The sequence below is a fragment of the Thalassolituus pacificus genome, assembly GCF_025318105.1.
GTDB classification, from domain to species: domain Bacteria; phylum Pseudomonadota; class Gammaproteobacteria; order Pseudomonadales; family Oceanobacteraceae; genus Venatoribacter; species Venatoribacter pacificus.
In genome coordinates, this window is the sequence record NZ_JAOANI010000029.1 from 84,338 (window position 1) to 98,107 (window position 13,770).

Genomic DNA, 13,770 nt, shown 5'->3' on the forward strand with positions numbered 1-13,770 from the left:
ATGCATTAATCTATATCCGCAACCCAAAGCATGGAATCTAGCTGCTTACCAACTTTAACCATCAAACCCGTATCAATCGTTGCACCCGTGATAGGTGTGAAAGACCATGCATTCTCGCCATTAGAATATGGAACATTACTATTAGTGAAAAACCGAGCCTGCTTATCTTGAAACGCCATAAATTCTTTTGCCAACTCTCTGGCACTAAGCTTACTCATGACTTCATTTTCGTAACAAAGATCGGTCGATAGAACATCTATAAGTAATTTTTCCGCATCTTTAAATTTCACTTCTGAAAGTGTAAGAATATCGGAATTAATAAAGCCAGCCTCTCTTAATCCCTCATATCTTGTGGCCCAAGGTACATTTTGAAAAGAATAGAAGAATGCCCTTCCACCAGTTTTCTTCTTAAGCTTTTCTTCAAAGTTCATGATGTCGACTTCCTGGGTGTATAACGCCGCGCTCTGCAGAAAATTTGGAGCGCAGCGGAAAATTTGTCCGGCAGTAGCGCCTTGTCATGCAAATACATTTGTAGTTTTATGGACGTCAAACCAATTGACGTAATTTTTTAGTGCTTCAAATTCTCGCAAATCAATATAGCGCCCTTTCAATTCTTCTTTGCAACGAGACAAATACTCTTCGATAGCAGCCAATACGCCATCGCTCGTTTTTTACCATATTGCACCTTCAGCAACTAATTTGTGTGCCTTGAATTCGAATTTCTTCTTTCTTGTCCTTACCTTTCTTTGTGGCTCAGTACCCCAATACTCACCTCGAATTTGGCTACCCATAAAGAAAAGCTTTATGTGCCCAACAACCTCATTAAATTCCCAGTCGCCACCATAGGATGAACGATGACTTATTCTCCAGCTCTCTACCATGTCCGGGTTGTTTCGCCGAAAGTTGATATCCCATGATCTCGAGATAAGCTTTTCGAAGTCTTCATTCATTTGCGAATAATACTTATCTTCAGACAACCGATAGACTGGTATCACCATAAAATAATTATCGAAGACCATGATTAATCCTTGGGTGCATAACATCTTATTAGTGTGCGTGCGCATTTATTCCGGGCGACTCTTTCGAGAAACCCCACATAACTCGTTGACCAAACTGAGAAATCGTCCATAACTCAAATCCCTTCCAGAAAAACGCGCATGCCTGTTAATTCAATGCCTTTGCGCATATAAATTTGTAAACTGAGGTTGCAAGCTATTGATTCATTTGGCATTTACGTTACTACCCTCTGGCAAAACGGGCAAGCACGAATGCAAAGCGTGCAAATATCGCGGCTGAAAGCCGCTCCCACACTGCGCTTGCCAGGTGAGATGAGTCTTCTGATTTTGTCGCGGATAAGATCCGCTCCTTGTATCTCTCCATGAACATCTGATTTAGTATGCTGGGTCGCGGATAGTCGAATGCAACATCCATTGCAGCTATCGCGACTGAAAGCCGCTCCCACCATGTGCTTGCCGGGTAACTTGAATCTTCTGATTTTGTCGCAGATAAGATCCGCTCCTGCAAACGTCACCTGATTTAATGTGCGGGGTCGCGGATAGTCGAATACAACATCCATTGCAGATCTCGCAGCTGCAAGCCGCTCCCATACTGTGCTTGCCGGGTAAGTTGAATCTTCTGATTTTGTCGCGGACAAGTTCCGCTTCTGCCTTTCGCCTCAAAATAACCATCCGGTTATATCCTTGACCCGCATCAGTACCTTCCCCCAGCAGCCCGCTATCATCCCCTGCTGGCATGCCAATAAGGCGGCCGTTACAAGCCATAGACGTAACAACCACTAAGCTTATTCCAAACGGTGCTTAGAACCGAAAAAAACCTTCTTGTCCGAAATAACACAGTTTTGGGATAATGCGCGCCCATTTTTTAATATCGACGGTACACATGTGCTGCGGAGCCATTGATGACTGACTATCTGCTGATTCTGGTAAGCACCATTCTGGTCAACAATTTCGTGCTGGTGCAGTTCCTCGGTCTCTGCCCTTTTATGGGTGTATCCAACAAGCTGGAAACCGCCATCGGCATGGGCGCGGCAACCACCTTCGTGCTGACGCTGGCGTCGGTGTGCAGCTATCTGGTGTACACCTACCTGCTGATTCCGCTGGATCTGGCCTACCTGAAAACCATCAGTTTTATCATGGTGATTGCCGTGGTGGTGGGCTTTACCGAGATGGCCATCCGCAAAACCAGCCCGCTGCTGTACCGCGTGCTGGGTATCTTCTTACCGCTGATTACCACCAACTGCGCGGTACTGGGTGTGGCCCTGCTGAATATCAAACGCGACAACAGTCTGGTCGAATCCATTCTTTATGGCTTTGGTGCCGCCGTGGGTTTCTCGCTGGTGATGGTACTGTTCGCCGCCCTGCGTGAACGTGTGGCCGTCGCCGACGTTCCCAAGCCTTTTCAGGGCTCGGCCATCGCTATGCTCACTGCCGGATTAATGTCGCTGGCGTTCTTAGGCTTTACCGGTCTGGTCAGTATTTAGGAGTTTTCATGTCAGCTGCACTCTGGACCATTGTTATTGCGGTCGGCCTGCTGGCCGTTCTGGCGGTTATTTTTGGTGCCGTTCTGGGTTTTGCCGCCATCCGCTTTAAAGTAGAAGGCAACCCGATTGTCGATCAGATCAACAACCTGCTGCCGCAGACCCAGTGTGGTCAGTGTGGCTATCCGGGTTGTAAGCCCTACGCCGAAGCCATTGCCGGCGGTGAAAAAATCAACAAATGTCCGCCCGGCGGCGAAGGCACCATCCAAACTCTGGCCGATCTGCTCGGCGTAGAACCTGAGCCGCTGGACGCCGAGCACGGCGCCGAAAAAGCCGTACCCACCGTTGCCTTTATCCGTGAAGACGAGTGCATTGGCTGCACCAAGTGCATTCAGGCCTGCCCGGTCGATGCCATTCTCGGTGCCGCCAAGCAGATGCATACCGTCATCGCCGATGAATGCACCGGCTGTGACCTGTGTGTGGAGCCCTGCCCGGTCGACTGTATCGATATGATTCCGGTCAGCGTCGATAAATCCAACTGGTACTGGCAGGCCCCGACCTCAGGCGTTGAACTTATTGCCACCGACCGTCATCACCACCTGGCCGGAGACGCCGCATGACCAACCTGATTCGCCTGCACAATTTTGATGGCGGTATTCATCCGGCAGAAAACAAAGCCCAGTCCACCGCCACGCCGGTACAGCAGGCCAGCCTGCCAGCCGAGCTGGTACTGCCGCTGCACCAGCATATTGGTGCCGCCGCCAAGCCACTTGTGAAAGCCGGTGACCAGATATTAAAAGGCCAGCTGATTGCCGCCGCCGATGGTTTTGTCTCGGTGCCGCTGCACGCGCCAACCTCCGGAACCGTCGCCGCCGTTGAACCGCGCGCCGTGCCGCATGCTTCCGGCCTGCAGGAAGACTGCATTGTGATTATTCCCGATGGTGCCGAGCGCTGGATTGAACACCAGAGCCTGTATCAGCAACTGGGCCTTGAGCATCTGAGCGATATCAGCCCGCGCCAGCTGACCGAGCATATCCGCCAGTGCGGTATTGCCGGTATGGGCGGCGCCGGTTTCCCCACCGCGGTTAAACTGAGCACCGGCCAGCGCGAGATTCACACCCTGATTCTGAACGGCGCCGAGTGTGAGCCTTACATCACCGCCGATGACATGCTGATGCGCGAACGCGCGGCTGAAGTCATTCAGGGCGCACAGATTCTGCTGCATATTCTTGGCGCCAAAGGCTGCATGATTGGCGTTGAAGACAACAAACCTCAAGCCATTGCCGCCCTGAACAGCGCGCTGATTGAGCTGGGCGAAGAACACCATATCGACGTGGTGACCATTCCCACCAAATACCCGTCCGGTGGTGAAAAACAGCTGATCAAAATTTTAACCGGCGAAGAAGTCCCGGCAGGTGGCATTCCTGCCGACCTCGGTCTGGTGTGTCAGAACGTCGGCACCGCGGCCGCCATTTACCGCGCCGTCGCCTTTGGCGAGCCACTGATTTCGCGCATCACCACCTTAACCGGCGATGCGATGCAGCAGCCCGGCAACTGGGAAGTCTTAATTGGCACCCCGGTCAGCCACCTGCTGCAACTGGCCGGCTACCAGCCACAAAAGCGCGAACGCGTGATTATGGGTGGGCCGATGATGGGCTTTGCCCTGCCCGGTCTGGATCTGCCGATCACCAAAACCAGCAACTGTCTGCTGGCACCGACCGAAAAAGAATTACCGCCTAACGATATCGCCATGGCCTGTATCCGCTGTGGCATGTGCGCCGATGCCTGTCCGGCGGAGCTTCTGCCTCAGCAGCTGTACTGGTTCAGTAAGAGTCAGGAGTTCGATAAAGCCGAACAGCACAATATTTTTGACTGCATCGAGTGCGGCGCCTGCTCTTACGTGTGCCCGAGCCATATTCCGTTGGTGCAGTATTACCGTTACGCCAAAGGCGCCATTCGCGAAGAGCGCGCAGCCCAGGCCAAGGCCGAACGCGCGCGTCAGCGCTTTGAAGACCGTCTGGCCCGTCAGGAACGCGAAGTCGCCGAAAAAGAAGCCAAGCGTAAAGCCCGTGCCGAAGCAGCGGCTAAAGCTCAGGCCGCCAAGCCTGCCGTTGCCGCAGACAGCGCAGCAGCTCCAAACAGCGCGGCCGCTACAAATACAGCTGACGGCAACGCCGAGCTGGAAAAACTGCAGAAGCAGTTCGATGCCGCGCAAAGCGCACTGGCAAAAACCAAAGAAAAACTCGAAGCCGCCCGTGCCGATGAAAGCATGGCCGACAAGGTGCCGTTATTTGAAAGCGCGCTGAACAAGACCCAGGACAAAATCAAAGATCTGGCCAAACAGTTTGCAGCTGCGAAAAAAGCCGCCAAAGCCGCACCCGCAGCTGCTGCGACCGACACCGACAAAGGCGATCCGAATTCGCCGGAGCGCTTAAAGCGTAAATGGGAAACCGCCCAGGCACGTCTGGATACCGCACTCAAGCGTCTGGCCGAAGCCAAAGAACAGGGGCTGGATACCGTTGATGCGCTGCAGACCGGTGTCGACAAACAGCAGGAACGGGTGAATGAAGCCAAAGCGGCTTACGATGCGTCTGTCGCTGATGGCACTGCGGCCGGTGTGACTGTCGGTGGCAGCACTGCTTCTCAGGCAACAGGCGCTCCGACTGCTGATAATAACGCCGCCGATCACGCCGCCAATATCGACGCGCTGAACAAGAAGATCCTTGCCCAGCAAGACCGGGTGGCAAAAATGCAGGAGCGTCTGGATATGGCCAAAGCCGAAGGGCTGGACACCGTGGATGCCCTGACGCTCGGCGTACAGAAACAGCAGGATAAACTATTGCAACTGCAACAGGAGCTGGCCGCCCTTGCGCCGGCCGGCACAACATCGAACGAGGCGTCCTGACCATGGGTTTGCTGACCTTATCTTCACCCCACACCCACGGCCCGAACAGCACCAGCAAGGTGATGGCGACGGTGATTCTTGCCACCCTGCCGGGTCTGGCAGTGATTACCGCCCTGTTTGGCTGGGGCACCTTTATTAATGTATTGCTCGCAAGTGCCACCGCGGTTGCGAGCGAAGCGGCCATTCTCAGTATCCGTAAGCGTCCGCTGGCGTTTTTCCTGAAAGACAACACCGCACTGTTAACCGGTGTGCTGATTGGTCTGGCCCTGCCGCCTTTTGCCCCCTTCTGGATTACGCTGGTTGCCACGGCTTTTGCCATCGTCTTTGCCAAGCAGCTGTATGGCGGTATGGGCAATAATCCGTTTAATCCGGCGATGGTCGGTTATGCGTTGGTGCTGGTGTCGTTCCCGGTACAGATGACCACCAGCTGGGCGCTGTCAACGCAGATGTCCGGTCAGGCGACACTGGGCTTTGCCGACACCCTGCAGGTGATTTTTGCCGGTTCCGCCAGTCTGGCCGATGGCTTCAGTGGCGCTACGCCGCTGGATGCTTACAAACACCTGATTGCCAAAGGCACCGCCGACAGCGTACTGGCCGAAGCCACCTTTAACGGCTGGCTGAACGGCGGCTGGGAATGGGTCAACCTGGCGTTTCTCGCCGGTGGTCTGGTGCTGATCTGGCGCCGCATTATCAGCTGGCATATTCCGCTGGCGATGCTGGTATCGCTCAGCCTGTGCTCGCTGATGCTGGGCTGGGATGAAGATATGTATACCCCGCTGTCGTTGCATCTGCTCAGCGGTGCCACCATGCTCGGGGCCTTTTTTATTGCCACCGACCCGGTATCAGCCTCTACAACACCACGTGGCAAACTGATTTACGGTGCCGGCATCGGTATTCTGCTGTACGTAATCCGCACCTGGGGTGCTTATCCGGATGCCGTAGCCTTTGCCGTGCTGCTGATGAACTTTGCTGCACCCTTTATTGATGCCTACACCCAGCCGCGGACCTATGGTCACGCCAAAGCCAAACGCGGCCTGCCGCCAAAACAACGCTGAGGAGCGGCCATGAACGATTTACTGCAATCTATCCGTCGCAATGCCATTGGCCTTGGCCTGTTTGCCATGGTCACCGCCGGTGCCATCGCGGTGGCTCAGGTCGGCACCAAAGAGCGTATCGAGCACAATATCCGTATGGCTCAGGCCAAAGCCCTGAATGAAATTGTGCCGGCCGGCAGCTACGACAACGACCTGCTGACCGATGTCATCGCCGTTGATAAACGCTTTAACCAGCAGTTGCTTGGCCCCCTGCCGGACGATGCCCAGATTCATCTGGCGCGCACCAACGGCCAGGTTAACACCGTGATTTTGCCAGTGGTTGCTCCGGATGGTTACACCACCCAGATTGCTGTACTGGTTGGCGTACATGCCGACGGCAGCATTGCCGGTGTGCGCGTCATTGAGCATAAAGAAACACCAGGACTGGGCGATAAAATCGACCGTAAAAAATCCGACTGGGTACTGGGCTTTAACGATAAAAGCCTGAATAACCCGAAAGCAGAACGCTGGGCAGTAAAAAAAGACGGTGGCGATTTTGACCAGTTTACCGGTGCGACCATTACCCCGAGAGCGGTTGTTAAAGCGGTAAAGCTGGCGCTGAAATTTTTTGAATTACATAAAAACGAACTGCTGGGACAACGCCTGACCGAACCCCAGCATTCAGGCAGCGGAGAATAATGATGGCAACGAAATCCCTGCGCGACATCACCCTCGATGGCTTATGGCATAACAACCCCGCTCTGGTGCAGCTTTTAGGCCTGTGCCCGCTGCTGGCGGTAACCGGCTCGGTGGTGAACGCCCTCGGTCTGGGTCTGGCGACCATGATGGTGCTGGTAGGCTCGAATTTTTCCGTGTCATTAATCCGCAACCACGTGCCCGATGCCGTGCGTCTGCCCGCCTTTGTGATGATTATTGCCTCCTTTACCACGGTCGCAGAGCTGGTAATGCAGGCATTCACTTACGAGCTGTACGAAGTGCTGGGTATCTTTATTCCGCTGATCGTTACCAACTGCGCGATTCTTGGCCGTGCCGATGCCTTTGCCTGTAAAAACCCGATTATTCCGTCGGTGGTTGACGGTTTTACCATGGCGCTGGGCTTTACCATTGTGCTGATTATTCTCGGCGCGATGCGCGAAATTCTCGGTCAGGGCGTGATTTTCTCCGATATGCAGTTACTGTTCGGACCGGCCGCCGCCAGCTGGAAAATTGAACTGGTAAAAGACTACCCCGACTTTTTATTCGCCATTCTGCCACCCGGTGCTTTTATGGCGATGGGGCTGTTAATTGCGCTGAAAAATATCATCGACGATAAGCTGAAAGAAAAAGCCGAAGCGCAGAAAGCACCGGTTGAAACCGGCAGTAAGCGGGTGCGGGTGACCGGAAAAATCAGCTGAGGCTGAAAGCCTGCAAAGTAACGCACACATAAAAACACCGCAATGGCGGTGTTTTTTTATGCTTTCTCGTTCCTTTCTCCTCCCTACGCTCTGCGAAGGAATGCAACTGTGCCAGCAAGGGCTACCACGCAGAGCGTGGGAGCCAGGTGAAATGCTCTGCACAGCAGTATTGTTTCTTCTCGTTCCTACGCTCTGCGTGGGAACGCAACTGTGCCAGCAAGGGCTACCACGCTGAGCGTGGGAGCCAGGTGAAATGCTCTGCGCAGCAGTATTCTCGTTCCTACGCTCTGCGTGGGAACGCAACTGTGCCAGCAAGGGGCTACCACGCAGAGCGTGAGAGCCAGGTGATACTCTGCACAGCAGTTTCTCGTTCCTACGCTCTGCGTGGGAACGCAACTGTTCCAGCAAGGGCTACCACGCTGAGCGTGGGAGCCAGGTGAAATACTCTGCACAGCAATGTTGTTTAAAACGACATCCCCTCACACTCACCTTCCGGCCAGGAAGCCTGCTGCATGGGTAAGAATTCATCCTCACCCACTGCTCCATACAACAGATCACTGAAAAACGCGCTATGCAGCCACAACTGCTCCTGCTGCCAGCGCAAACCACCGGGCAAGGTAACGGCATCCTGCAACGCCAGCCACTGGCATTCGCCGTCTTCATAAACCTGCAGATCCATGCTCTGGCCCTGAAGCCTTATATAAACCCAGGTCTGTTCAGCACTCTGTAGCTGCCAGGCGCCCTGAAACTGCTCGCGCAGGAGTGCCAGCGGCAGGTTACTGTTCCAGTGCTCGGCCGCATTCAGGCGCCAGATAACCTCTGGTGAATTCTGCCGCTCAGAATTGTTGCGCAACCGCCCGTTCAACTGGCGTATAACCCGGCCGTACTGGCGTATCGTCAGCTGAAAACGGACACCAGTAGCATCAACAGCCTCTGCTGCCGCTTCGGCAACAAGCTGCAACGCAATACGGTAATCACCCGGCGCCAGCTGATGGTCGATATGCAACCGCTGACGTACCGCGGAGTGCTCAGTGTCGTCAGTCTGCTCCAGCCAGACAGGAAGGGTTTCTCCAAAGGGATGCGTCGGGCGGATAATTTCGCCGGAAGGTGCCATCAGCCACAACTCGGAAGCGGTACTGCCCTGCCAGGACAATTCAATGGTCACGGCGTCCTCATGTCCGGCAACAGAAGAACTGACAGCGCTCGCAAGAACACTGACACTCAGCAGTAAAAACAGGCAGCCAAGACAGGCCGAACGGTAATATCGCAGGCTAAACAATCGCACAGGTCACTCCTTTGCCGGTACGAAGCACTGTTGCCGAACTTAGCGTGCCAACACGATGGCCGCTATCAGCTGCGATTAATTTCAACCAAAATTCCTAAGCCCGCCCTTAATGGCTGGCTTAATGACCGCCCAATGACGGTCTGACAGCAACGCACCATCAGACAGCCAGAGCAAAGCCCGCCGCACTGGGCAGGCGGCACGATTCCGGTATAATGCCGCCCGCTTATTGCCACTCACGGCAACAGGCTTTGATATTCGACCGTACTTTTCACCCCTGCACCGGATTTACGTTCCGGCCAGCCGAGGACATTATGAACACTCCTGCTACAAGCCCTTACGTCGTTTGTGCGATGTATAAATTCGTGACCCTGGATAACTTCGAAGACCTGCGCCAGCCACTGCTGGATGAAATGCTGCGTCTGGATGTAAAAGGCACTCTGTTACTGGCCGCCGAAGGCATTAACGGTACCGTAGCCGGTTCGCGTGAAGGTATCGACGCCCTGCTCGATTACCTGCGCCGCGATGAACGCCTGAAAGACATCGACCATAAAGAATCCTACGACGATGACATGCCGTTTTACCGCACCAAGGTAAAACTGAAAAAAGAAATCGTAACGCTTGGCGTAGAAGGCATCGACCCGAAACGCGTGGTGGGCACTTACGTAAAACCAGCCGACTGGAACGCCCTGATTTCTGATCCGGACGTGGTGCTGGTTGATACCCGTAACGACTACGAAGTGGAAATCGGAACTTTTAAGGGCGCCCTCGATCCGCGCACCAAAACCTTCCGCGAATTTCCGCAATACGTGAAAGAAAATCTCGACCCGGAGAAAAACAAAAAGGTTGCGATGTTCTGTACCGGCGGTATCCGCTGCGAAAAATCCACTGCGTATTTAAAAGAGCAGGGTTTTGAAGAGGTGTATCACCTCGAAGGCGGCATCCTGAAATATCTGGAAGAAATTCCGCAGGAAGAATCCCTGTGGGAAGGCGAATGCTTTGTGTTCGACAACCGCGTCACGGTGAATCATCAGCTGGAAAAAGGCGATTACGACCAATGTCACGCCTGTCGCCGGCCAATTACCGAAGCCGATAAAGAACACGAGCATTATGTGCCCGGTGTCAGCTGCCACCACTGCCATGACGAGTTCGACGACGCTCAGCGCGAACGTTTCCGTCAGCGTGAACTGCAGATGCAACTGGCCAAACAGCGTGGTGAAGACCACCTCGGCAATGACCTGGCGTCCGTCATTGAAAAGCGCCGTCAGGAAAAACTGGCCTTAAAAGAACAGCAGCGTAAACGCAGCTAACCTCTCTTACAGAGCCTGTTTAATACCGTTAAACAGGCTCTGACGACAGACTCCGCCCCTATTTCAACGACTGCCTGCTATTGCCCGGCATTCCTGCACAAAACAGCAAACGATTTGTATTTCCGGCGGATTACTCTGTTCCTCCGGCAAGCCATTGAGCCCGTCCGGAAACCCGGTTAATTTCCTGAATTCAGGAACAGCATGCATCGCTCACCCTGATCTGACTCCGCTTCCAGGAATGCATAATGAAAATAATAACAATGCCGCAAGCACTGCACGAAGTATTCGGCGAACAGCAATCAATAGCCGAAATCATGGCGACTCTGGCCTTTGCCCTGACGGGCAGCGCTGTGATGTACTTCTTTCTCTATCAGCCAGCCAATCCAGATTTCAATTGGAAGACAATATTGGGCCTCATACTGGTTGCGGATGTGTTTGCCGGTTGCATTGCAAACTTTACGCACGGAACCAATCGTTTTTATGCCGAACGCCCCAAAGGCAGGCTTATTTTTATCCTGATTCATGTCCATATATTAGCCATCGCCTGGCTGTTAAACGCCCCTTTTGAATACGCTCTGCTGACCTGGGCGTTTACCATCGCCTCAGCCCTGGTCATTAATCAGCTGAAAAACCATCCCTTACAGAAATTTTCCGGCGCGGCCTTTATGTGTTTTGGTCTTTTTCTGCTAATCCTCCTGCCCATGCCACAATGGTTTCTGCTGTGCAGTGTGTTTTTTATGATTAAGGTCGTGTTCAGTTTTGCGGTTGATCATTACGCACACTGAAAGCGTGAGCCAAAAAAAGAGGCAGGAATGGAATTAACCATGCCTGCCTGAAAGCTTCTTACTGACTGCGGCCTCTAGCAGGCCGTTGATTTTCGTCTTCGAGGCAGTCAATGCAAGGCAAAAACCGGCGAAAAAGCGCAGTTTACAGGTCGTAAATGAGCATTTTGAGTCGGTTTTTAACACTGCAGTGGCAACGCAGATAGAAAATCAACAGCCTGCTAGGGGCCCGCCTGTTCATTCAGGCCTGCTCCGTCACCTTTACCTCTTCGCGCAATTCCAGTGCAACCGCCACCATCGCTTCCAGCGCCGGAATCACTTCTTCCCAGCGGCGGGTTTTCAGACCGCAATCCGGGTTTACCCAAAGATTTTCTGGCGCAACCACCGCCAGCGAGTCACGCAAAATAGCGAGCATTGCTTCAGCCGCCGGAATATTCGGACTGTGAATATCGTAAACCCCCGGGCCAATACCATTGTTGTACGGTGAGCTTTGCAGTGTTGCGAGTAATTTACTGGCCGAGCGCGCGGTTTCCAGCGTAATTACATCAGCGTCCATGCCCTGAATCGCCGGCAGAATATCGTCGAAGTCGGCGTAACACATATGGGTATGAATCTGCGTATCGGCGGCGACGCCGGTTACGCTGAAGCGGAAACTGTTCACCGCCCATTGCAGATACTGCTGATGCGCCGCTTTACGCAGTGGCAGACCTTCACGCAACGCCGGTTCATCCACCTGAATTATGCGGATACCGGCACGCTCCAGATCCTGCACTTCATCACGCAGCACGGCCGCCAGCTGATACGCCGTGGCCGACCAGGGTTGGTCATCGCGCACAAACGCCCATTTTAAAATGGTGACCGGCCCGGTAAGCATGCCTTTCATACGTTTATCGGTCTGGCTCTGGGCAAATTCGCTCCAGCGCACGGTCATTGGCTGCGGACGCTCAATATCGCCATAAATAATCGGCGGTTTAACGCAACGCGAGCCGTAACTCTGTACCCAGCCATTGGCCGATACCGCAACGCCCTCCAGTTGCTCGCCAAAATATTCCACCATGTCATTACGCTCGGCTTCACCGTGCACCAGCACATCCAGACCTATCTGTTCCTGCACGCGGATGGCATGAACGATTTCGGCTTTTAAACCGTCTTCGTATTCTGCCAGCGTCAGCTCGCCCTGTTTAAAACGACGACGTAACTGGCGAATACCGCTGGTCTGCGGAAAAGAGCCAATGGTGGTGGTTGGGAACAGCGGTAATTTTAATAATTGCTGTTGCAGGACAGCGCGCTCGCTAAAAGGCAAATCCCGCTGCCAGTCGAACGCGGCGGCATCGGCAGCCCGTTGCTTCACCGCGGCTTTATGCACCGCCGTTGAGGTGCGGCGCGCCTGAATGGCATTCGCCTGTGCCTGCCAGGTCGCAGAACTGAGCACGTCACTGTTATTTAACGCATCTCGCAGTAAGACGCCCTCTTCCAGTTTTTGCTGAGCAAACGCCAGCCACTGGCCAACACCATCCGGCAACTGACTTTCGCTGGCTGCATCGTAGGGCACATGCAGCAATGAACAGGAGGTGCCCAGCCACAAACGCTCGCCCAGTTGCTGCTTTGCTTCCAGCAGGGATTCACGGATGGCGTTTAAATCGGAGCGCCAGATATTGCGTCCATCAATAACACCGACCGACAGCACTTTATACGGCCCGATACGATCAAGCGCCGGGGTCAGCTGTTCCGGTGCACTGACCAGATCCAGATGCACGCCCTGCACCGGCAGATTCAGCGCCAGGCTGAGGTTATCTTCCAGACCGTTAAAATAGGTGGTGAGCAGCAGATTCAGGCCATTATTACGCAGGGTGTGATACGCCGGTTCAAACGCCTGCGCCCAGTCCGACGGTAAATCGAGGGCTAAAATCGGCTCATCCAATTGCAGCCAGTCGACGCCTTCGGCTTTTAACAGTGCAAATAATTCGGAATACAGCGGCAATAATTTAGGCAGCAGATTCAGACGATTGCTGTTATCCAGACTTTTGCCCAGATACAGATAACTCAGAGGCCCCAGTACCACCGCTTTTACTTTCGGATACACCGCCCGCGCCGCGCGGATTTCTTCCAGCAGTAATTCCGGCTGCAGGCGGAATTCATCCTCTGCCCGGCACTCCGGCACCAGATAGTGATAATTGGTATCGAACCACTTGGTCATTTCGCTGGCATGGCTGGTACAGCCACAAGGGGTACGGCCACGGGCCGCCAGAAACAGCTGGTTCAGCGCATCGTCGCCATGACGCGCGCGCTCTGGCAGGTGGCCAAACAGATAGCTGGTATTGAGCACATGGTCGTAAAGGGCAAAGTCACCGGCGGTAATAAAATCGGCACCCGCCTGCAGCTGACGTTGCCAGTTAGCCAGACGCTGGCTATGTGCCACATCCAGCAGTTCCTGCTGTGTGCTGTTACCGGCCCAGAACGATTCCAGCGCCCATTTGAGTTCGCGTTGCTGACCGACACGCGGAAAGCCAAGAGTATGAAAAAGTGTCATCGTAATATCTCAATG

The 13,770-nt window shown here is 53.9% G+C and carries 12 protein-coding genes; 8 read left to right on the forward strand and 4 right to left on the reverse strand.

Annotation, left to right across the window (positions count from 1 at the left end; genetic code table 11):
• Positions 1-5: 5 nt before the first annotated feature.
• Both NYR02_RS18110 and NYR02_RS18115 read right to left on the reverse strand, forming a co-directional pair.
• The gene (locus tag NYR02_RS18110) at positions 6-431 is read right to left on the reverse strand and encodes a hypothetical protein (RefSeq protein WP_260977775.1); all 426 of its coding nucleotides are present in this window, start codon (positions 429-431) and stop codon (positions 6-8) included.
• Positions 432-671: 240 nt separating this feature from the next.
• Positions 672-1,019, reverse strand: coding sequence for a hypothetical protein (locus NYR02_RS18115; RefSeq protein WP_260977776.1), 348 nt, complete (start codon positions 1,017-1,019; stop codon positions 672-674).
• An 899-nt stretch (positions 1,020-1,918) separates the two neighbouring features.
• Here NYR02_RS18115 and rsxA point away from each other — a divergent pair.
• Genes rsxA through NYR02_RS18145 form a run of 6 tightly spaced genes read left to right on the forward strand, consistent with a single transcriptional unit; the run spans position 1,919 to position 7,851 of the window.
• Positions 1,919-2,500 (forward strand): electron transport complex subunit RsxA, encoded by a 582-nt coding sequence (gene rsxA, locus NYR02_RS18120; protein WP_145468997.1) that lies wholly within the window; start codon positions 1,919-1,921, stop codon positions 2,498-2,500.
• Positions 2,501-2,508: 8 nt separating this feature from the next.
• Positions 2,509-3,117 carry an electron transport complex subunit RsxB gene (gene rsxB, locus NYR02_RS18125; protein WP_260977777.1) on the forward strand — a complete coding sequence of 203 codons (609 nt, stop codon included), beginning with the start codon at positions 2,509-2,511 and terminating at the stop codon, positions 3,115-3,117.
• Complete coding sequence (gene rsxC / locus NYR02_RS18130; protein ID WP_260977778.1) at positions 3,114-5,402, forward strand: electron transport complex subunit RsxC; 2,289 nt, start codon at positions 3,114-3,116, stop codon at positions 5,400-5,402. The genes rsxB and rsxC overlap by 4 nt, the downstream gene beginning before the upstream one ends.
• 2 nt (positions 5,403-5,404) lie before the next feature.
• A complete protein-coding gene (gene rsxD, locus NYR02_RS18135) occupies positions 5,405-6,457 on the forward strand; it encodes an electron transport complex subunit RsxD (protein ID WP_225691896.1) in 1,053 nt (350 codons plus the stop codon).
• Positions 6,458-6,466: 9 nt separating this feature from the next.
• Entirely contained in the window at positions 6,467-7,135 is a 669-nt protein-coding gene (gene rsxG / locus NYR02_RS18140; protein WP_260977779.1) for an electron transport complex subunit RsxG, read from the forward strand.
• Between the two features lie 2 nt (positions 7,136-7,137).
• Positions 7,138-7,851 (forward strand): electron transport complex subunit E, encoded by a 714-nt coding sequence (locus tag NYR02_RS18145; RefSeq protein WP_260977780.1) that lies wholly within the window; start codon positions 7,138-7,140, stop codon positions 7,849-7,851.
• A gap of 463 nt (positions 7,852-8,314) precedes the next feature.
• On the opposite strand, the gene NYR02_RS18150 is transcribed toward NYR02_RS18145, so the two are convergent.
• Positions 8,315-9,136: a hypothetical protein gene (locus tag NYR02_RS18150; protein ID WP_260977781.1), complete on the reverse strand. Its 822-nt coding sequence runs from the start codon at positions 9,134-9,136 to the stop codon at positions 8,315-8,317.
• Positions 9,137-9,447: 311 nt separating this feature from the next.
• Here NYR02_RS18150 and trhO point away from each other — a divergent pair, with 311 nt between their 5' ends.
• Both trhO and NYR02_RS18160 read left to right on the forward strand, forming a co-directional pair.
• A complete protein-coding gene (trhO, locus tag NYR02_RS18155; protein ID WP_260977782.1) occupies positions 9,448-10,443 on the forward strand; it encodes an oxygen-dependent tRNA uridine(34) hydroxylase TrhO in 996 nt (331 codons plus the stop codon).
• Between the two features lie 245 nt (positions 10,444-10,688).
• On the forward strand, positions 10,689-11,228 hold the full coding sequence (locus NYR02_RS18160; protein ID WP_260977783.1) for a hypothetical protein: 540 nt from the start codon (positions 10,689-10,691) through the stop codon (positions 11,226-11,228).
• Between the two features lie 238 nt (positions 11,229-11,466).
• Here NYR02_RS18160 and metE read toward each other — a convergent pair whose 3' ends face one another.
• Positions 11,467-13,755: a 5-methyltetrahydropteroyltriglutamate--homocysteine S-methyltransferase gene (gene metE, locus NYR02_RS18165; RefSeq protein WP_260977784.1), complete on the reverse strand. Its 2,289-nt coding sequence runs from the start codon at positions 13,753-13,755 to the stop codon at positions 11,467-11,469.
• Positions 13,756-13,770: the final 15 nt, after the last annotated feature.